Source organism: Streptomyces hoynatensis (assembly GCF_003626535.1).
GTDB lineage: Bacteria > Actinomycetota > Actinomycetes > Streptomycetales > Streptomycetaceae > Streptomyces > Streptomyces hoynatensis.
Genome location: NZ_RBAL01000005.1, coordinates 35,075 through 54,270, shown reverse-complemented (window position 1 = coordinate 54,270; position 19,196 = coordinate 35,075). Strand labels below are relative to the sequence as shown.

Genomic DNA, 19,196 nt, shown 5'->3' with positions numbered 1-19,196 from the left:
AAGGCGAGGAAAGGAAGAGGTGCCGTGGCCGAGTGGGTGGCCGGGTTCGACTATCCCGAGGGCGGGTTCATCGAGCTCGACATGAGCGCCGAGGACGTGGCGGAACGCGCCGCGCAGCAGATCGCCGACCGCGGCGGCGAACTGGACCAGGCGTACGCCGAGGAGGCGTACGTGGAACTGAAGGCGATCAGGGACCGCGCCCTGGAGCGCAACGCCTCGCCCGTCATCGTCTTCGCGCCGGCCTATCCCTCCGAGCTGCGGCCGATGCTGCCCATCACGGCGTTCGTCGCGCCCTGGGACGCGCCGCCGGAGCAGCGCACGCCGGAGGCCATCGCGGAACTCGCCCGCCAGCCGCAGCCGTACCGCTTCCAGGAGCCGGACGTGAAGGTCGTCGAGCTCCCCGCGGGTCCGGCCTGCCGGGTGCACGAGCTCGTCCTGAACGACGTGCCGGGCGACGAGCGCCAGCTGGTCATGGAGTACGTCTCCTACTACGTGATCCCGAAGAGCTACCCCGGCGGGGTCGTGGAGCTGACCGTCAGCTGGTCGAGCCCGACCTTCGGCAACACGATGCTGGAGACGGCGGACGAGATGGCCGAGTCGCTGACCCTGCGGCCCGCCGAGTCCGCGGAGTTCGCGGCACACGAGACGGTCTGAGCCACCCGGTCCGAAGGCGTGCCGCCCGGTTTTGGTGACGGAATTGTGGAGATGACCGTCAGCTGGTCGAGTCCGGTGCCGGGGAACGCCATGCTGGCGACGGCCGGCGAGATGGCCGGGTCGCTGACGCTCCGGCGCAGGGACGCACAGGGCCGTGGATGACGGCATACGACCGCATGCCGGCCGCATGGTGACAGTTTGTTGACCGCATATCGACCGCATATCGACCGCATATCGACCGCACATCACTGCAAGGCACGGGAGGCTGGCGCGCGATGACCGGGCAGGAGCCGGAGTACGTCTTCGACCAGGTGCAGATCGGCAAGGGGCTGCGGCCGGTCGCCCAGCACGGGTTCGTGACCGTCGACAAGGGCGTGCTGTCGCTGCTGGGCAGCGACCAGCAGCCCATCGACAGCGCGCCGGTGTCCCAGGTCAGCGCCTCGATGGTGCGGTTCACCCGCGGGAAGACCCTGGCGCTTGTGGTCAACGGCACCAAGTACAACGTCTCGCCCGGCTGGGGCGCCCGGGGCGTCGGCTTCGTGCTGCCGGGCCAGATGGGGCACGTCAAGACGGCCGCCGAGGCCCTGCTGAAGCTGATCCAGTTCGGCGGCGGCAAGGCCTGAGCCGCGGCGGCGGCCCGCCCGCGCGGGCTACCCGCCGCCCGTCAGCCAGCGCTCGGGGACGGCCGTCCTGCGGCCGAGCCGGGAGCGGACGGCCTGGGCCGCGACCTCCCGCTCCGCCTGCGCGGCGTCGAGCAGCCGCGCGCTCGCGGTGCCGTTCGCGCCGTGGTCCACGTGGATGTGCGCCAGGCCGAGCAGCCGCGTCCAGGGGCCGCGGGTCAGCCGTACGCTCTGCACCTTGGCGTGCGGCACCAGTTCGTGCACCCGGCGCAGCCGCCCGCTCCTGGCCACGAAGACCGAGGGGGTCACGCCCAGGCCGTAGCCGACCCGCCTGACCGGTGCCGCCCAGCGGGCCCGGCGCGGCACCGGGGTGATCGCGGCGAGGGTGCCCTCGATGTCCAGGCCGGGCAGGATGCGGCCGACGAGGTCCGCGGCCAGCCGCCGGGGCGCCACCGGCACCAGCAGCCCGGACTCGGTGCCCTCGCCCGCCACCCTGAGCTCCACCCGCACCCAGCCGCGCGCCCGCCACAGCAGCGGCTCCACCAGCCGCACCGACTGCACCCGGCCCGGCGGCACGGTGGCGTGGTCGCGCTGGAGCAGGCCGTGGTCCAGGCGCAGCCCGTCGGGCGACTCGCTGACGGTCCAGCCGTACTGGAGCAGGAAGGTGCCGAGGCCCGCGCGCCAGATCGCGGCCAGCATCGGCAGCAGGAAGGCGGCCGTCGCGAAGAGGCTGTCGCTGAACCACCACAGCAGGGGCGCCACGACCAGCGTCACCACCACCGGGGCCCAGACCCGGCCGGTGAGCGCCAGCGCCCGCACCAGCGTTCCCGGGTCCACCTGGTGCAGCTCGCGGGCCGGGGCCTCGCCCGCGGAGGGAACCGCCTCGGGGGCGATCCCCGCCGCCCTGGCGAGGAGTTCGGCGCGCAGGGCCCTGGCCTCCTCCTCGCCGAGGTAGGCCAGCTCGTCCGCCTCGCCCGAACCCACCACGTCCATCTTCAGCTTGGCCACGCCCAGGGCCCTGGCCAGCAGCGGGCGGGTGATGTCGATGGACTGGATGCGGTCCAGGCGCAGGTGCGCGGTGCGCCGGAACAGCAGCCCGGTGCGAATCCGCAGCTCCGTGTCGGTGACGAGGTAGCGGGTCACCCGCCAGGAGAGGAAGCCGTAGGCGCTGCCGCAGGCGAGCAGGCCGAGCGCGAGCAGCAGCAGCCGCCCGGGGCCGAGCGAGCCCAGCCAGCCGGGCAGTTGCTCCGCGTTCTGCGCGAGCACCGCGGACATGCCGGTCAGCGGGGCCCAGGCGCGGCGCCACGGGGTCACCGGGTGCAGCCGTTTGCCCTGGCCGGCGGGCAGCTCCGCGGCGGCCCCGGCGGCCTCGGCGGGGTGGGGAGCAGCGCCTCCGGCGGGGAGGCCGGGGGTGCTCACGGCGGCCTCGGTGCTCGGGGTGCTCGGGGTGCTCGGCGTGCCCGGGGTGCCGGGGCCGTCCTCGGCGCTCGGGGTGCCCACGTCCGGCCGCCTCTCCCCGCTCACAGCCCGGCCGAACGGGCCTCGCCCAGCTCGGTGAGCCGGTCGCGCAGCCGCTCGGCCTCGGCGGGGGCGAGCCCGGGGATGGTGGCGTCGGTGGCGGCGGCGGCCGTGTGCAGCTGGAGCCTGGCCAGGCCGAACCTGCGGTCGAGCGGCCCCGAGGTGACCTCGACCAGCTGCATCCGGCCGTAGGGCACCACGGTCAGCTGCTGCCACATCACCCCGCGCCTGATCAGCAGGTCGTCGTCGCGCTCCAGGTAGCACCAGGAGGCCCAGTTCCGGCCCAGCGCCCACCAGCCCCAGGGCAGGGCGGCCAGCGGGGGAAGGGCGAGCAGCGCCAGGGCGGGGCCGCCGAGCAGGGGCGGCAGCACCCCGGCGGCCAGCGCCAGCGGCGCCAGCCAGCACACGAGCAGCAGCCGCCGCATGGTGAGCAGTGCCGGCTCCACCGGCTGCCATACCTCGCCGCCCGCACCGGCGGGAGGTGCCTCAGCTGCCCTGTCCATGCCGACGAGCTTAGAGGGAGGGCGGCCTGGCGGAACCAGGCGCGGGGCGCCGGTGAGAAACTGGCGGGCATGACGGAGACGGTCGTCGGGGTGGGCGCGGGGGCCGAGAGCACCGACAGCACCGACATGGTGCTCAACATCGGCCCGCAGCACCCCTCCACGCACGGCGTGCTGCGGCTGCGCCTGGTGCTCGACGGGGAGCGGATCACGCAGGCCGAGCCCATCGTCGGGTACATGCACCGCGGCGCCGAGAAGCTGTTCGAGGTGCGCGACTACCGGCAGATCATCGTGCTGGCCAACCGGCACGACTGGCTGTCTGCCTTCGCGAACGAACTCGGCGTGGTGCTCGCGGTCGAGCGGATGCTCGGCATGGAGGTCCCGGAGCGGGCGGTGTGGCTGCGCACGCTGCTCGCCGAGCTGAACCGGGTGCTCAGCCACCTCATGTTCCTCGGCTCCTACCCCCTGGAACTCGGCGGCATCACGCCGGTCTTCTACGCCTTCACCGAGCGCGAGAGCGTGCAGCAGGTGCTGGAGGAGGTGTCCGGCGGCCGGATGCACTACATGTTCAACCGGGTGGGCGGCCTCAAGGAGGAGGTGCCGGCCGGCTGGACGGGCCGGGTCAGGGAGGCGGTGGCCGCGGTCCGCGCCGGACTCCCGCGGCTGTCGGGTCTCGTGCTCGGCAACGAGGTCTTCCGGGCGCGCACCCGCGGGGTGGGCGTACTGGAGTCGGCCGTCGTGCGGGACTACGGGGTGTCGGGCCCGATCGCCCGGGCCAGCGGCGTGGACTTCGACCTGCGCCGGGACGAGCCGTACCTCGCCTACGGGGAGCTCGGGGACGTGCTGCGGGTCGCCACCCGCGCCGAGGGCGACTGCCTGGCCAGGTTCGAGGTGCTGCTCGACCAGACGGAGAACTCCCTCGACCTGGCCGACGCCTGCCTCGACCGGCTGGCCCGGCTGCCGGCGGGACCGGTCAACCAGCGGCTGCCCAAGGTGCTCAAGGCACCCGAGGGCGCCACCTACGCCTGGACCGAGAACCCCCTGGGCATCAACGGCTACTACCTCGTCTCCAAGGGGGAGAAGACCCCCCACCGCCTGAAGCTGCGCTCCGCCTCCTTCAACAACATCCAGGCCCTCGGCGAGCTGCTGCCCGGCACGCTGGTCTCCGACATGGTCGCGATCCTGGGGTCGTTCTTCTTCGTGGTCGGAGACATCGACAAGTAGCCGCACGGGCAGCCGCGGGCGGGCGGCGCGGCGCCCGGCGCCCGTGCCACGCCGTGGGGCGCGCAGGCCCGCGCCCGCGCTACGCCAGGGGGTCGGCCGTCCCCACCGGCCGGCACAGCCAGGTGAACCCGCCGAGGCCGGCCGGGTCGGTGAGTTCCGCAACCTCACCGGCCCGGGCCAGGGCCCGCACGTAGGCCGCGGGCTCCGCCGCGGCCAGCCGCAGCGGCGGGCGCGCGGCCCGCAGGCCGAGCGCGGCCAGCGCGGCGCGCTGGGTCCGCAGCGTGGCGGCGGCGTCCGCGCAGGCGTCGAGCGCGACGTGCGCCGTCAGATCGCAGCTGCCGTCGGGCACCGGCCGCACCTGCCGCCCCTCGCGGTAGCCGGTCAGCGTGCCGAAGGGCGGGCGCTCCCCGCGGGTGTGCCCGTAGTCCACCGCCACCGCAAGTCCCCGGGACACGCGCGCCACAGCCCCCGCCCACGCGGCCTCGCGCGGCCCGCCCAGCTCGGCGCGCAGCCCGGGCTCCGCGGGCAGCGGCCACCAGCGGCGCAGCCAGTCCAGGTCCGCGCCCGACACCGGCTCGCCCAGGCTCTCGGCGCCGTCCGCCGCCACCCGCACGTACCTGGCCGTGCCGCGGGAGTCGACCTCGGCCACGTCGAGCGGCACGTTGTCCAGCCACTCGTTCGCGAACAGCAGCCCCACCGCGCCGGCCGGGGGCGCGGCCCGCCACGCGATCCGCTCGTCGAGGCCCGCCGGGCGCGGCGCCCGCTCCACCGCGCAGGGCCGCAGCCGGGCGGCCACCCCGGCGGGCAGCGCGGCCAGCACCCCGGCCACCAGCTCGCCCCGGCCCGCGCCCAGGTCCACGAAGTCCAGGCGCGGCGGGCGGCCGAGGGCGGCGTCGACCCGGGTCAGCAGCTCGGCCACCGCCTCCGCGAACAGCGGGGAGGCGTGCACCGCCGTCCTGAAGTGCGCCCCCGGCGCCTGGCGGAGGAAGAACCCGCCGGGCCCGTACAGCGCCCGCTCCGCCGCGGCCCGCCAGCGCAGGGGCCACGTCCCCGATTCCCGCACGATCACCGTCCACCTTGAGGAGTAGTTGATGCCTTCACGTATCGGCCCTTCGGCTGACTCCCGACGCGCACAGAATGCCTACTCTGGGTTACGTGAACCGGCTCTACGACTTCATCCGCCGTCACCCGACCTGGGTCGACGGCTGCTGGGCGCTCGTATTGCTGTTCCTCTCCGTCGTGCTGCTCTCCCTGCCGGAGAGCGAGACCGAGTACCGGGGCGCGGAGGCCCCGGCCGTCGTCGCGGTGCTCGCCCTGTGCGTCGTGGTGCTGCTGCGCCGCCGCACGCCGGAGCCCATGCTGGTGCTCGCCGGGCTCACCGGGGTCTTCCAGCTGATCGCCGACGTGCCGCCGATGCCGGCCAACTTCGCGTTCCTCGTCATCATCTTCACCGTGGCCTCCCGCCCGCCCCGCCGGCCCTCCAGGCTGGCACTCGCCGGCGCCCTCGTCGCCCCCACCCTCGCCCAGCTCCGCTGGCCCCAGCAGGGCGAGGACGAGAGCACCGCGGGCGCCGTCGTCTCGGCGGTCTTCCTCACCGCCGCCTTCTGCCTCGCCTGGGTGCTCGGCGACTCGCTGCGCACCCGCCGCGCCTACTACGCCGAGCTGGAGGAACGCGCCCACCGCCTGGGGCAGGAGAAGGAGACGCAGGCCAGGATGGCGGTGGCCGCGGAACGCGCCAGGATCGCCCGCGAGCTGCACGACGTCGTCGCGCACAACGTGTCGGTGATGGTGGTGCAGGCGGACGGCGCCGCCTACATGCTCGACAGCGCCCCCGAGCAGACCCGCGACGCGCTGGAGACCATCTCGGGCACCGGGCGCCAGGCCCTCACCGAGATGCGCCGCCTGCTGGGCGTGCTGCGCAGCGAGGACGGCGGGACCACCGCCCAGGACTACGTGCCGCAGCCCGGCGTCGAGCAGCTGGCCGACCTGGTGGACCAGGTGCGCGACGCCGGGCTCTCCGTCGACTTCCGGATCGACGGCGCCCCGCGCCCCCTGCCCAGCGGCGTGGAGCTGACCGCGTACCGCATCGTGCAGGAGGCGCTGACGAACACCCGCAAGCACGGCGGCCCCGGCGTCGTGGCCACCGTCAGGCTGGAGTACGGGGGCAAGGCGCTGACGGTGCTCGCCGAGGACGACGGGCGCGGCGCCCAGCGCGAGCTGTACGAGGAGCGCGGCGCCGACGGCCTCGGCCAGGGCCTGATCGGCATGCGGGAGCGGGTCGGGATGGTGGGCGGCGTGCTGGTGGCAGGGCCCCGGCCGGGCGGCGGCTTCCGGATAAGCGCCACACTGCCCCTGTCGGGGCACGGGTGAGGCCGCCGCCGCGCCTCGCCACGACCGACGCCGCCACCCCCGCGCCGGGACCGAACTCTCCAGGGAAGTGACAGATGCCGATCCGCGTGATGCTGGTCGACGACCAGGTGCTGCTGCGCACGGGCTTCAGGATGGTGCTCTCCGCGCAGCCCGACATGGAGGTGGTGGCCGAGGCGAGCGACGGGGCCGAGGCCCTGGAGGTGCTGCGCGGCACGGCCGTGGACGTGGTCCTCATGGACGTGCGGATGCCGCGGCTGGACGGGGTGGAGGCCACCCGGCGCATCTGCCAGGGCGGCGCGGGCGGCCCCGGTGAGCCCAAGGTGCTCATCCTGACCACCTTCGACCTCGACGAATACGCGTTCTCCGGGCTGAAGGCGGGCGCCGCCGGCTTCCTGCTCAAGGACGTGCCGCCGCAGGAGCTGCTGGGCGCCATCAGGTCGGTGCACAGCGGCGACTCGGTCGTGGCGCCCTCCACGACCCGCCGCCTGCTGGACCGCTTCATGTCGCTGCTGCCGGTCGAGGAGCCGGCGGCCCACCCCGAACTCGACCAGCTCACCGAGCGGGAGCGGGAGGTGCTCCTGCTGATCGCCCAGGGCCTGTCCAACGGCGAGATAGCCGCCCATCTCTTCGTCTCCGAGGCCACGGTCAAGACGCACGTGGGCCGCATCCTCGCCAAGCTCGGCCTGCGCGACCGGGTCCAGGCGGTCGTGCTCGCCTACGAGACGGGGCTGGTCAGGGCCCAGGGCCGCTGAACGGCCCGGGCGGGGACGCTCCCGGCCACCGCGGCGGCCGGCGGCCGTAGCATGGACCGACGTCCGGTACCGAACACACGGACCGGAACGGCAGAAGAAAGGCACCCCGCCGTGAACGCCGCCCCGAACGCCCCCCGGGCCACCGAGGCGCAGGACCGCCCCGCGCGACTGCGTGTCGGCGTCGTCGGCGCCGGACGGGTCGGCCCCGTGCTCGCCGCCGCGCTGCGGCTCGCGGGGCACCGGCCGGTGGCCGCCTCCGGCGTCTCGGACGCCTCCCGCCGCCGCGCCGAGGCGCTGCTGCCCGGCGTGCCGCTCCTCGCCCCGGACGAGGTGCTCGCCAGGTCGGAACTGGTGCTGCTGACCGTGCCGGACGACGCCCTCCCCGGGCTGGTCGGCGGCCTCGCCGAGACGGGCGCGGTGCGGCCGGGGCAGCTGCTCGTGCACTGCTCGGGGCGGTACGGCGCCTCCGTGCTCGACCCGGCGCTGCGGGCGGGCGCGTTGCCGCTCGCGCTGCACCCGGTGATGACGTTCACCGGCACCCCCGTCGACGTGCAGCGGCTGGCCGGCTGTTCCTTCGGCGTCACCGCGCCCCCGCAGCTGCGGCTCGCCGCCGAGGCCCTGGTCATCGAGATGGGCGGCGAGCCCGAGTGGATCGAGGAGCGGGACCGGCCGCTGTACCACGCGGCCCTCGCCGTCGGCGCCAACCACCTGGTGACGCTGGTCGCGCAGTCCCTCGAACTCCTCGGCCTCGCCGGGGTGGCCGCCCCCGACCGGATGCTCGGCCCGCTGCTCGGCGCCGCCCTCGACAACGCGCTGCGCTCCGGCGACGCGGCCCTCACCGGGCCCGTCGCCCGGGGGGACGCCGGCACGGTCGCCGCCCACATCGCCGAGCTGCGCCGGCACGCCCCGCACGCGCTGGCCGGCTACCTCGCGATGGCCCGCACCACCGCCGACCGTGCGCTCGACCACGGCCTGCTCAAGCCGGAGCTGGCGGAGGCACTGCTCGGCGTCCTGGCGGACGGCGCCGCGGAAGGAGAGGCATGACCATACCCCTGGCGCACCGCGCGAAGGAGCTGCGCGCCCACCACCGGCCGGGAGCCACCCGCGCCGTGGTGATGACGATGGGGGCCCTGCACGAGGGCCACGCGGCGGGCATCAGGGCCGCCCGCGAACGCGTCGGGCCCACGGGCCAGGTCCTCGTCACCGTCTACGTCAACCCGCTCCAGTTCGGCGCGGGAGAGGACTTCGACCGCTACCCGCGGACCCTGGACCACGACCTGGAGGTGGCCGCCGCCGCGGGCGCCGACCTCGTCTTCGCCCCCTCGGACGCCGAAATGTACCCCTCGGGCCGCCCGCGGGTGACGATCGCGGCCGGGCCGATGGGCGAGGTGCTCGAAGGCGCCTCGCGGCCGGGCCACTTCGACGGCATGCTGACCGTCGTCGCCAAGCTGCTGCACCTCACCGAGCCGGACGTCGCCACCTTCGGCGAGAAGGACGCCCAGCAGCTCGCCCTGATCAGGCGCATGGTGGGCGACCTGAACTTCCCGGTGGAGATCCTGGCCGTGCCCACCGTGCGGGAGCCCGACGGCCTGGCCAAGTCCAGCCGCAACGCCTACCTGTCCGGCCCCGAGCGCGGCACCGCGCTGGCCCTCTCCCGGGCCCTCGACGCCGCCCGCCGCCTCGTCGCCGGGCCGCCCCCCGGCGCCCCGGGCGAGGCGGAGGCCGCGCCGGCGACCCCCGCCGCGGCCGAGGCGGCGGCCCGCGCCGTGCTCGGCGAGGCCGCCCGCCTTGACCCGCCGCTGCGCCTGGACTACCTGGCGCTGGTGGACCCGGCCGACTTCACGCCGGTGTCCGGGGCGTTCGCCGGGGAGGCCCTGCTCGCCGTCGCGGCCAGGGTCGGCACCACCCGCCTCATCGACAACGTCCGCCTGCGCTTCGGAGGTGCGGCATGAGCGAAACCCCGGCGGCCGGCGTGCTCGCCTCCGTTCCCCTGCCGATGCCCGTGGCGCTGCCCGCCCCCGCGCCCGGCTGGGCGATCGAGGCCGACGTCGTGGTCGTCGGCTCGGGCGTGGCCGGGCTCACCGCCGCGCTGCGCTGCGCCGCGGCCGGGCGCCGCACCGTCATCGTCACCAAGGCCGGGCTCGACGACGGCTCCACCCGCTGGGCGCAGGGCGGCATCGCCGCGGCCCTCGGCGAGGGGGACTCGCCCGACCAGCACCTGGCCGACACGCTCGTGGCTGGCGTCGGGCTGTGCGACGAGGCGGCCGTCGCCACCCTCGTCACCGAGGCCCCCGCGGCGGTCAGGGAGCTGATCGCGCTCGGGGCCGCCTTCGACCTGGAGGAGGACGGCGGCCTCGCGCTCGGCAGGGAGGGCGGCCACCACCGCCACCGGATCGCCCACGCGGGCGGCGACGCCACGGGCGCCGAGGTCTCCAGGGCGCTGGTCGCCGCCGTGCGGGCGGCCGGCATCGAGACGGTGGAACACGCCCTCGCCCTCGACCTGCTGCGCGACGCCTCGGGCCGCGCCGCCGGGGTCACCCTGCACGTCATGGGGGAGGGCCGCCACGACGGCGTCGGCGCGGTGCACGCCCCGGCCGTGGTGCTCGCCACCGGCGGCATGGGCCAGATGTACGCGGCGACCACCAACCCGCCGGTCTCCACGGGCGACGGCGTCGCCCTGGCGCTGCGCGCCGGGGCCGAGGTGTCCGACGTGGAGTTCGTCCAGTTCCACCCGACCGTCCTCTACCTGGGCCCGGAGGCCGAGGGGCAGCAGCTGCTGATCTCGGAGGCGGTGCGCGGGGAGGGCGCCCGGCTGGTGGACGCCGAGGGCGTCAGGTTCATGCGCGGGCAGCACGAACTGGCCGAGCTGGCGCCGCGGGACGTGGTCACCAAGGCCATCACGCGCCGGATGCTCGAACAGGGCGTCTCCCACATGTACCTGGACGCCAGGCACTTCGGTGAGCGCCTGTGGCGGCGCCGTTTCCCCACCATCCTGGCCGCCTGCCGGGCCAACGGCTTCGACCCGGTGACCGAGCCCGTCCCCATCGCCCCCGCCGCGCACTACGCCTCGGGCGGCGTCCGCACCGACCGGTCGGGGCGCACCACCATCCCCGGCCTGTACGCCTGCGGCGAGACGGCCTGCACCGGCGTCCACGGCGCCAACCGCCTGGCCTCCAACTCCCTGCTTGAGGGGCTGGTTTTCGCCGCCCGCCTGGCCGGGGCGATCGCCGCCGACGCCGGCGCCGCGGGTGACTCCCCGGCCGCCGCGGCGGCGCCCGCGGCGGCCCCTGGCCCGGCGGCCGCCCCCCTGCCGCCGCCCGAGGCCAGGGCCGCGATCCAGCGGGTGATGACCGAGGGCGCCGGCGTGCTGCGTTCCGCCGCCAGCCTGGAAGCCGCGGCGCGCGCCCTCGACGCGCTCGGCCTGGCCGAGGACGATCGTAAACCGGCCGAGCCGGGCGCCGAGTCCTGGGAGACCGCTAATCTGCATCTCGTCGCCAGGGCGCTCGTCACCGCCGCCGCGCAGCGGGCGGAGACGCGCGGCTCCCACTGGCGCGAGGACCTCCCCGAGCGGGACGATGCCCGCTGGCGGCGTCACCTCGTGCTCACCCTGCGCCCCGGTCCCACCGGCTCCATCCTCGACATCCGCACCACCGAGACGCCCGCCTTCCCGCCGACGGCGGTCGCCGCCCAGCAGAATCCGGAGAACCCGTGACCAGCCCTCAGAGCCCACCCCCGCAGCGCGTGGAGCTGACCCTGCTGCCCATCGGCACGCGCCCGGGCGACGCCGAGTCCGGGGCCGCCGCCGGCGGCTGCGGCGCAGGCTGCGCCTGTGGGGCGGAAGGCCACGCCGGGGAGTTCGACCCCCTGGAGTGCGGTCTTGACCCCGACCTCGCCGAACTGCTCGCCGCGGCCGGTCTCGACCCGGTCCAGGTGGAGGACGTCGCCCACCTCGCCGTCGAGGAGGACCTCGACAACGGCGTGGACGTGACGACGGTGGCCACCGTGCCGGAAGACGCCGTCGCCACCGGCGACTTCACCGCCCGCCAGGCCGGCACCGTCGCCGGCCTGCACGTGGCGGAGGCCGTGCTCTCCGTGGTGTGCACCGACGACCTGGAGGTCGAGCGGCACGTCGCGGACGGGGACCGCGTCGAGGCGGGGCAGGTGCTCCTCAGCGTCACCACCCGCACCCGGGACCTGCTCACCGCCGAGCGCAGCGCGCTCAACCTGCTGTGCCGCCTCTCCGGCATCGCCACCCTCACCCGGGCCTGGGCCGATGCCCTGGAGGGCACCCCCACCCGGGTCCGCGACACCCGCAAGACCACGCCGGGGCTGCGCGCCCTGGAGAAGTACGCGGTGCGCTGCGGCGGCGGCGTCAACCACCGCATGTCGCTGTCGGACGCGGCCCTGGTCAAGGACAACCACGTGCTCGCCGCGGGCGGGGTCGCCGAGGCGTTCCGGCGGGTGCGCGAGGAGTTCCCCGGCGTTCCCGTGGAGGTGGAGGTGGACCGCCTCGACCAGCTGGAGGAGGTGCTCGCCGCCGGGGCCGACCTGGTGCTGCTCGACAACTTCAGCCCCGGGCAGGTGCGCGAGGCCGTGGCGCTGACCGCGGGCCGCGCCGCCCTGGAGGCATCGGGCGGCCTCACCCTGGACACCGCACGCTCCTACGCGGAGACCGGCGTGGACTATCTGGCCGTCGGCGGCCTGACCCACTCCGCGCCGATCCTCGACATCGGCCTCGACCTCCGCCAGGAGAGGCGCGACTGACCATGCTGCTCACCATCGACGTCGGCAACACCCACACGGTCCTCGGCCTCTTCGACGGCGAGGAGATCGTGGAGCACTGGCGCATCTCCACGGACGCGCGCCGGACGGCCGACGAGCTGGCCGTGCTCCTCCAGGGGCTCATGGGCATGCACCCGCTGCTCGGCGAGGAGCTGGGCGACGGGATCGACGGCATCTCGATCTGCTCCACGGTCCCCTCCGTGCTGCACGAGCTGCGCGAGGTGACCCGCAGGTACTACGGGGACATCCCCGCCGTGCTGGTCGAGCCCGGCGTCAAGACGGGGGTGCCGATCCTCACCGACAACCCCAAGGAGGTCGGCGCCGACCGGATCATCAACGCGGTCGCCGCCGTCGAGCTCTACGGCGGGCCCTGCATCGTCGTGGACTTCGGCACCGCGACGACGTACGACGCCGTCTCCGCCCGCGGCGAGTACGCGGGCGGCGCGATCGCGCCCGGCATCGAGATCTCGGTGGAGGCGCTGGGCATGCGCGGGGCCCAGCTGCGGAAGGTCGAGCTGGCCAGGCCGCGGCACGTGATCGGCAAGAACACCGTGGAGTCGATGCAGTCGGGCATCCTGTACGGCTTCGCCGGGCAGGTGGACGGGGTCGTGGAGCGGATGTCGCGGGAGCTGGCGGACGACCCGGACGACGTCACCGTGATCGCCACCGGCGGCCTCGCGCCGCTGGTCCTGCGGGAGGCGACGGTGATCGACGAGCACGAGCCCTGGCTCACGCTGATCGGCCTGCGCCTGGTCTACGAGCGGAACGTCTCCCGCTCCTGAGCGGGCCCCGGACCGGCTGCTTCCGGCCGGGGCCTCCCGCCGGGTCCCCGGCTCCGGGGAACACCCGGGAACACGCCGGGGCCGGGCGCGCTCCGCGCGATTTGTCTGCTTACCACTTAATGTCGGTTTATGGTTACGTCCAAGGGGTCCCCCACCCCAGGCGGTGACGGGGACGAGAACGGTGAGCAGCAGCGCCGGCCCAAGGCGCCCCGGCCGGTCCCCACGCCCGCGGAGGTCTTCCCGCCGCACCGCAAGCGCCCCCAGGCGCCGCCGGCCCCGCCGGGGGAGGCGCGGGACCGCGAGCGCGAGGGCCGCGAGGGCCGCGGGGAGAGCCGCGAGGGCAGGGGGGAGAGCGGCGAGGGGAGGAGTGGGGAGAACTCCGCCCAAGGCGGTCGGTAGGCTGGGCGGCGGCTAGCCGAGCGCGCACCTGGAGGCCGATCGCTGTGGACTACATCGTCGCACTCTTCCCCCCGCTGGTGATGGCGGTGGGCTTCATCTGGCTGATCGTGACCATCGTCCGCTCGCAGGGCGGCGCCAACAAGGCCAAGGAGGACGCGGCCGTGGACGCCGCCCTCGCCGCGCAGGAGCGCGCCGGGCACCCCGACGCCTGAGCCGGCCCCGCCGGGCGCCGCCCCGCCCCTCCGCCGCCACCCGCCTTTGCCACGGCCCGCCCGCCGCGGCCAAGGCGCCGCCGGCTGCCGGAGCGGGGCCGCTTCCGGCCGGGCCGCCGCCCGGGCCCCGAGCCCGGATCGCCACATCTGTCCGTTTTGTTCTCGCGCGGTTATTCTGCATCTGTGCCCCGACCATTGGGAGAGCTGGAAGACGCGGTGATGAGCCGTGTATGGGAGTGGAACCGTCCCGTCACGGTGCGAGAAGTTCTTGAAGATCTGCGCAGGGAGCGTTCGATCGCCTATACGACGGTGATGACCGTCCTGGACAACCTCCATCAGAAGGGCTGGGTCCGTCGCGAGCAGGAGGGCAGGGCCTATCGTTATGAGGCCATCTCCACTCGCGCGGCGTACTCGGCGGCATTGATGAATGACGCCTGGGCGGAGAGCGACAACGCCGCGGCGGCGCTCGTCGCTTTCTTCGGGATGATGTCCGCCGAGCAGACCGAGGCTTTGCGGGACGCGCTGCGCGTCGTCGATGTCGCGGGGGTGCGGGTGACCGCCCCCGAAGGGGAACGCGAAGAGCGGCGCCAAGGGGCCGGTGAAGGCGCGGCCGAAGGTCCTGCCGAAGGCCGTCTCGAAGGCCGGGAGGAAGCCGGAAGCCGTTAGCCGGGGCGTCGCGCCGGAAAGCGCCTGGGAAGCGCCGGGGAAGGCGCGCGGAAGTCACTGTCCGCCGTCCTGAGACTACGCATCTCCACTCGCCGGGCGCATCCTCGCCGGGGCGAGTCACCGGGAACCGGGCGCGGCGGCCGGGGCGCGGGCCTTTAACCGGGCATTCACGAGTTCCGTACCGCGGGATCGCCGCGGAAGCGATGTGTGGGCGGCGGGTGCGTCCCCCGGCGGGCCCGGGCGAGGGGAGCGGCGGGGCGCGGGGCCGGGGGCACGGGCGGGAGGCCGGGGAGAAAACGCCGGGAGAAGGCCGGAGAACGCCGGGAAACGCCCGTGGGGCGCCGGGAGCGCGGCGGTACGCCGGAGCCGCCCCTGGGGCGCCGGAGGGCGGCGGGAGGGGCAGGGCCCGGCGGGAGAGGCGGTGGCGCCCTCTGCGCGGACGGCCCGGCCCGGGTGGGGCCAGGTCGTGGCGGGGCGGCGGGCGCCGGGAATGGCGGGGAGCGGGCGCCGGGCGTGGAAGAAGCGGTGGTCCCGGGGTACGCCGCGGAGATCCCGGGGTGCGCCGCCCGCTCGGCGGGCCATTTTTCTGTCTGACCTTCGAAGCCGAGTTCTTCACCGCGTCCGGCTTCCCCGGATCGGCGAGGTGGGCGCCAAGGGCCACTCTCTCCGTGTTGGCCCTTGTTGCCCTTCCGATCCGTCCCCCTGAAGTCTCCTGTTGTCTCCCGGGTTGTCTCCCCTGATGTCTCCGCGCGATGTCTGTGATGCCCGGGAGACCGACTCCGCCGGCGCCTCGGGGCGAGCTCGGCGTTCCTATGATGTGGGGATCGCCGAGTTCACCGGTCCGGAACGCGTGAAGGTCGGCACTTTGGGTAACAGTCGGATGCCGAGGCATCTCTGATTGAACACAGCGAGTGGTGGTTATGTCCGGATCGTCCCATGGTGTCTTATGGGGTGCTCCTTAATCCTGACCCGAGGTTTGTGTTTTCCCGGCAATGGCGGTTTGATTACACCGCACTACACCTAATGTGTATTCAGCGACTATGAATGAGGAGTAGCCCGGTGGCACAGAAGGTTCAGGTCCTTCTCCTCGATGACCTCAGCGGCGGCGAGGCGGAGGAGACCGTTACGTTCGCGCTGGACGGCAAGACTTACGAGATCGACCTCAACTCTGAAAACGCGGACAAGCTCCGCAGCGCCCTTGAGCCTTATGTCAAGGCCGGGCGCCGGGCCGGCGGCGGGCGCGCCGCGCGGGGCCGTGGCGGCCGGGCCGCCGCCCCCTCCGGCGGCACCGGGGGGAGCCAGGACACCGCGAAAATCCGTGCCTGGGCCAAGGAAAACGGATACGAGGTCAATGACCGGGGCCGTGTTCCCGCCAACATTCGCGAGGCCTACGAGAAGGCCGGCGCCTGAAGTCGCGGGCGGGTGCCGCGCGCCGGGGCCGGCCGGCCGGCTCCACCGCCGCGGCACTGACGCCAACCATGTCCGGGGGGCCACGCCCAGTGGGCGGGCCCCCCGAGGTGTGCCCGGGGGAAGGGCGCCGGGGCCGGGGGCGGCGAGGGGAGGCGGCCGGGGCGGCCGGGGGCGCGGGGCGGGTGTGCGAGGGCGCCGGGACGTGGGTTGCCGCGGCGCGGACGGGGAATCACGAGTGTCATGCCGTAACCCGCCCGCCCGAGTACGGAAGAGTTACGCCCTGTCGGCTCCCGGCCGCGGGGCGTGAGCGCGAGGACGGCCGGGGTGGCCGCGTTCGCCGGTAGCGGATGTCCGTGGCTGGTACGGCATGGAGTGTCAGCCTTGAGGGGTAGGCAGTTCCCTAAGGAGAGAGGGGGCCCTATTGGATGAGGGGGCGGTGGCCGCGTGGCCTGTGCCGCCCGGGGGTGTTCGCCAACGGCGTAGCCGTCCGGGGCGCCAGCACTTGGCCTGCGGGAACATCGTCTCGCACCATCGGGTTGGAACTGTTGTCGCCTGTTCGGGGCACGCCGGCCGGAGCAGGAGTAGACAGTTTGGAATGAGCGGTCCCCCGTTGCGGGACTAAGCTGCGGAAGGACAGGGAGGGGACCGACCCCTTTACTGCCTGACCGCTCTGAGGAGCGATTAACGATGTTCGAGAGGTTCACCGACCGTGCGCGGCGGGTTGTCGTCCTGGCTCAGGAAGAGGCCCGGATGCTCAACCACAACTACATCGGCACCGAGCACATCCTTCTTGGCCTGATCCACGAGGGTGAGGGTGTCGCCGCTAAGGCCCTGGAGAGCCTCGGGATCTCGCTTGAGGCGGTCCGCCAGCAGGTGGAGGAGATCATCGGGCAGGGCCAGCAGGCACCGTCCGGGCACATCCCGTTCACTCCCCGGGCCAAGAAGGTGCTGGAGCTTTCGCTCCGCGAGGCCCTCCAGCTCGGCCACAACTACATCGGTACGGAGCACATCCTCCTCGGCCTGATCCGCGAGGGCGAAGGCGTCGCGGCCCAGGTCCTGGTGAAGCTCGGTGCCGACCTGAACCGGGTGCGCCAGCAGGTCATCCAGCTGCTGTCCGGTTACTCCGGCGGCAAGGAAGCCGCCACGGCGGGCGCTCCCTCCGAGGGCACCCCGTCGACCTCCCTGGTCCTCGACCAGTTCGGCCGGAACCTCACCCAGGCCGCGCGCGAATCCAAGCTCGACCCGGTCATCGGGCGCGAGAAGGAGATCGAGCGGGTCATGCAGGTGCTCTCCCGCCGGACGAAGAACAACCCGGTCCTGATCGGCGAGCCCGGCGTCGGCAAGACGGCCGTCGTCGAGGGCCTCGCGCAGGCCATCGTCAAGGGCGAGGTGCCCGAGACGCTCAAGGACAAGCACCTGTACACGCTGGACCTCGGCGCCCTGGTCGCCGGGTCCAGGTACCGCGGTGACTTCGAGGAGCGCCTGAAGAAGGTGCTCAAGGAGATCCGCACCCGCGGCGACATCATCCTGTTCATCGACGAGCTGCACACGCTCGTCGGCGCCGGCGCCGCCGAGGGCGCGATCGACGCCGCCAGCATCCTCAAGCCGATGCTGGCCCGCGGCGAGCTGCAGACCATCGGCGCGACCACGCTCGACGAGTACCGGAAGTACCTGGAGAAGGACGCCGCGCTCGAGCGCAGGTTCCAGCCGATCCAGGTCGCCGAGCCCTCGCTGCCGCACACGATCGAGATCCTCAAGGGCCTGCGCGACCGGTACGAGGCGCACCACCGCGTCTCCATCACCGACGCCGCGCTGGTGGCCGCCGCCCAGCTGGCCGACCGGTACATCTCGGACCGGTTCCTGCCCGACAAGGCGATCGACCTCATCGACGAGGCCGGGTCCAGGATGCGCATCCGCCGGATGACCGCACCGCCGGACCTGCGCGAGTTCGACGAGAAGATCGCCGGGGTGCGCCGGGAGAAGGAGTCCGCGATCGACTCGCAGGACTTCGAGAAGGCCGCCTCGCTGCGTGACAACGAGAAGCAGCTGCTCGCGGCGAAGGCGCAGCGGGAGAAGGAGTGGAAGTCCGGCGACATGGACGTCGTCGCCGAGGTGGACGAGGAGCTCATCGCCGAGGTCCTGGCCGCCTCCACCGGCATCCCGGTGTTCAAGCTGACCGAGGAGGAGTCCTCCCGGCTGCTGCGGATGGAGGACGAGCTGCACAAGCGCGTCATCGGGCAGGAGGACGCCATCAAGGCGCTCTCCCAGGCCATCCGCCGCACCAGGGCGGGCCTGAAGGACCCGAAGCGCCCGGGCGGATCGTTCATCTTCGCGGGCCCCTCGGGCGTCGGCAAGACCGAGCTGTCCAAGACGCTGGCCGAGTTCCTGTTCGGCGACGAGGACGCGCTGATCTCCCTCGACATGTCGGAGTTCGGCGAGAAGCACACGGTCTCCCGGCTCTTCGGCTCCCCGCCCGGCTACGTCGGGTACGAGGAGGGCGGCCAGCTGACGGAGAAGGTCCGCAGGAAGCCGTTCTCCGTGGTCCTCTTCGACGAGGTGGAGAAGGCCCACCCGGACATCTTCAACTCGCTGCTGCAGATCCTGGAGGACGGTCGCCTGACCGACTCCCAGGGCCGGGTCGTGGACTTCAAGAACACCGTCATCATCATGACGACGAACCTCGGTACCCGGGACATCTCCAAGGGCTTCAACATGGGCTTCGCGGTGGCCGGCGACGTCGCCACCGGGTACGACCGGATGAAGGCCAAGGTCAACGACGAGCTGAAGCAGCACTTCCGCCCCGAGTTCCTGAACCGCGTCGACGACACGGTGGTCTTCCACCAGCTGACCCAGGACGACATCATCAAGATCGTCGACCTGATGATCGCGCAGGTGGACGACCGCCTGAAGGACCGCGACATGGGGATCGAGCTCAGCACGGAGGCCAAGCAGCTCCTGGCCAAGCGCGGGTACGACCCGGTGCTCGGCGCCAGGCCGCTGCGCCGGACCATCCAGCGGGACATCGAGGACCTGCTCTCGGAGAAGATCCTCTTCGGCGAGCTGCGGCCCGGGCACATCGTGGTCGTGGACACCGAGGGCGAGGGCAAGGACAAGGTCTTCACCTTCCGCGGCGAGGAGAAGTCCGCGCTGCCCGACGCTCCCCCGGTGGAGCAGGCGGCCAAGGGCGGCCCGAACCTGTCGAAGGACTGACCCGCCCCGACGCCGACGGCGCCCCCGCCCACCCGGGCGGGGGCGCCGTCGCGTTCCCGGCCCTTCGGCCCCGCCCGCCCGTGTCCCGCCCGGTGCC

General features: G+C 73.9%; 17 protein-coding genes and 1 pseudogene. 15 read left to right on the top strand and 3 right to left on the bottom strand.

Translation table 11 applies throughout. From position 1 onward, the window contains the following. Positions 1 to 24: 24 nt before the first annotated feature. Positions 25 to 654, top strand: a complete 630-nt coding sequence (locus D7294_RS10500; protein ID WP_120678063.1) for a hypothetical protein — start codon at positions 25 to 27, stop codon at positions 652 to 654. Between the two features lie 275 nt (positions 655 to 929). Beyond that, the gene (locus D7294_RS10495; protein ID WP_120678060.1) at positions 930 to 1,277 is read left to right on the top strand and encodes a hypothetical protein; all 348 of its coding nucleotides are present in this window, start codon (positions 930 to 932) and stop codon (positions 1,275 to 1,277) included. A 27-nt stretch (positions 1,278 to 1,304) separates the two neighbouring features. Here the strand turns inward: D7294_RS10495 and D7294_RS10490 are convergent, their stop codons facing one another. After that, positions 1,305 to 2,774 carry a PH domain-containing protein gene (locus D7294_RS10490; RefSeq protein WP_241562255.1) on the bottom strand — a complete coding sequence of 490 codons (1,470 nt, stop codon included), beginning with the start codon at positions 2,772 to 2,774 and terminating at the stop codon, positions 1,305 to 1,307. A gap of 20 nt (positions 2,775 to 2,794) precedes the next feature. Continuing rightward, positions 2,795 to 3,295 carry a PH domain-containing protein gene (locus tag D7294_RS10485; RefSeq protein ID WP_120678058.1) on the bottom strand — a complete coding sequence of 167 codons (501 nt, stop codon included), beginning with the start codon at positions 3,293 to 3,295 and terminating at the stop codon, positions 2,795 to 2,797. 69 nt (positions 3,296 to 3,364) lie between these two features. Between D7294_RS10485 and D7294_RS10480 the strand changes: the two genes are divergently transcribed. Then, positions 3,365 to 4,516, top strand: coding sequence for an NADH-quinone oxidoreductase subunit D (locus tag D7294_RS10480; protein ID WP_120678055.1), 1,152 nt, complete (start codon positions 3,365 to 3,367; stop codon positions 4,514 to 4,516). 79 nt (positions 4,517 to 4,595) lie between these two features. Here D7294_RS10480 and D7294_RS10475 read toward each other — a convergent pair whose 3' ends face one another. Beyond that, positions 4,596 to 5,582: an SAM-dependent methyltransferase gene (locus D7294_RS10475; RefSeq protein ID WP_120678618.1), complete on the bottom strand. Its 987-nt coding sequence runs from the start codon at positions 5,580 to 5,582 to the stop codon at positions 4,596 to 4,598. Positions 5,583 to 5,671: 89 nt separating this feature from the next. Between D7294_RS10475 and D7294_RS10470 the strand changes: the two genes are divergently transcribed. From D7294_RS10470 to D7294_RS10410, 12 genes and pseudogenes are all read left to right on the top strand, one after another. Further along, the gene (locus D7294_RS10470) at positions 5,672 to 6,886 is read left to right on the top strand and encodes a sensor histidine kinase (RefSeq protein WP_120678053.1); all 1,215 of its coding nucleotides are present in this window, start codon (positions 5,672 to 5,674) and stop codon (positions 6,884 to 6,886) included. A gap of 74 nt (positions 6,887 to 6,960) precedes the next feature. Further along, positions 6,961 to 7,638, top strand: a complete 678-nt coding sequence (locus D7294_RS10465; RefSeq protein ID WP_120678050.1) for a response regulator — start codon at positions 6,961 to 6,963, stop codon at positions 7,636 to 7,638. A 111-nt stretch (positions 7,639 to 7,749) separates the two neighbouring features. Further along, positions 7,750 to 8,682, top strand: coding sequence for a Rossmann-like and DUF2520 domain-containing protein (locus tag D7294_RS10460; RefSeq protein WP_241562254.1), 933 nt, complete (start codon positions 7,750 to 7,752; stop codon positions 8,680 to 8,682). Next, positions 8,679 to 9,590 (top strand): pantoate--beta-alanine ligase, encoded by a 912-nt coding sequence (panC, locus tag D7294_RS10455; protein ID WP_120678044.1) that lies wholly within the window; start codon positions 8,679 to 8,681, stop codon positions 9,588 to 9,590. Before D7294_RS10460 ends, panC begins: the two co-directional genes overlap by 4 nt. Then, positions 9,587 to 11,350, top strand: coding sequence for an L-aspartate oxidase (locus tag D7294_RS10450; protein ID WP_422070677.1), 1,764 nt, complete (start codon positions 9,587 to 9,589; stop codon positions 11,348 to 11,350). The genes panC and D7294_RS10450 overlap by 4 nt, the downstream gene beginning before the upstream one ends. Then, positions 11,347 to 12,402, top strand: coding sequence for a carboxylating nicotinate-nucleotide diphosphorylase (gene nadC, locus D7294_RS10445; protein ID WP_120678041.1), 1,056 nt, complete (start codon positions 11,347 to 11,349; stop codon positions 12,400 to 12,402). Before D7294_RS10450 ends, nadC begins: the two co-directional genes overlap by 4 nt. A gap of 2 nt (positions 12,403 to 12,404) precedes the next feature. Next, positions 12,405 to 13,202, top strand: a complete 798-nt coding sequence (locus D7294_RS10440) for a type III pantothenate kinase (RefSeq protein ID WP_120678039.1) — start codon at positions 12,405 to 12,407, stop codon at positions 13,200 to 13,202. A gap of 443 nt (positions 13,203 to 13,645) precedes the next feature. Beyond that, entirely contained in the window at positions 13,646 to 13,813 is a 168-nt protein-coding gene (locus D7294_RS32220; protein WP_174248320.1) for a hypothetical protein, read from the top strand. A gap of 183 nt (positions 13,814 to 13,996) precedes the next feature. After that, positions 13,997 to 14,479 (top strand): BlaI/MecI/CopY family transcriptional regulator, encoded by a 483-nt coding sequence (locus D7294_RS10430; protein ID WP_120678033.1) that lies wholly within the window; start codon positions 13,997 to 13,999, stop codon positions 14,477 to 14,479. A gap of 805 nt (positions 14,480 to 15,284) precedes the next feature. After that, positions 15,285 to 15,377 (top strand): annotated as a pseudogene (locus D7294_RS10425) (amino-acid N-acetyltransferase); the annotation flags it as partial. A gap of 161 nt (positions 15,378 to 15,538) precedes the next feature. Beyond that, the gene (locus tag D7294_RS10420) at positions 15,539 to 15,889 is read left to right on the top strand and encodes a histone-like nucleoid-structuring protein Lsr2 (protein WP_120678030.1); all 351 of its coding nucleotides are present in this window, start codon (positions 15,539 to 15,541) and stop codon (positions 15,887 to 15,889) included. Positions 15,890 to 16,576: 687 nt separating this feature from the next. Further along, positions 16,577 to 19,099 (top strand): ATP-dependent Clp protease ATP-binding subunit, encoded by a 2,523-nt coding sequence (locus tag D7294_RS10410; protein ID WP_120678028.1) that lies wholly within the window; start codon positions 16,577 to 16,579, stop codon positions 19,097 to 19,099. Positions 19,100 to 19,196 lie beyond the last annotated feature (97 nt).

What these genes read in the sequence shown, in the direction of transcription:
- D7294_RS10495 (WP_120678060.1), top strand. Translation starts at nt 930, where the DNA reads ATGACCGGGCAGGAGCCGGAGTACGTCTTCGACCAGGTGCAGATCGGC.
- D7294_RS10485 (WP_120678058.1), bottom strand. Translation starts at nt 3,295, where the DNA reads ATGGACAGGGCAGCTGAGGCACCTCCCGCCGGTGCGGGCGGCGAGGTA.
- D7294_RS10480 (WP_120678055.1), top strand. Translation starts at nt 3,365, where the DNA reads ATGACGGAGACGGTCGTCGGGGTGGGCGCGGGGGCCGAGAGCACCGAC.
- D7294_RS10465 (WP_120678050.1), top strand. Translation starts at nt 6,961, where the DNA reads ATGCCGATCCGCGTGATGCTGGTCGACGACCAGGTGCTGCTGCGCACG.
- panC (WP_120678044.1), top strand. Translation starts at nt 8,679, where the DNA reads ATGACCATACCCCTGGCGCACCGCGCGAAGGAGCTGCGCGCCCACCAC.
- D7294_RS10450 (WP_422070677.1), top strand. Translation starts at nt 9,587, where the DNA reads ATGAGCGAAACCCCGGCGGCCGGCGTGCTCGCCTCCGTTCCCCTGCCG.
- D7294_RS10440 (WP_120678039.1), top strand. Translation starts at nt 12,405, where the DNA reads ATGCTGCTCACCATCGACGTCGGCAACACCCACACGGTCCTCGGCCTC.
- D7294_RS10410 (WP_120678028.1), top strand. Translation starts at nt 16,577, where the DNA reads ATGTTCGAGAGGTTCACCGACCGTGCGCGGCGGGTTGTCGTCCTGGCT.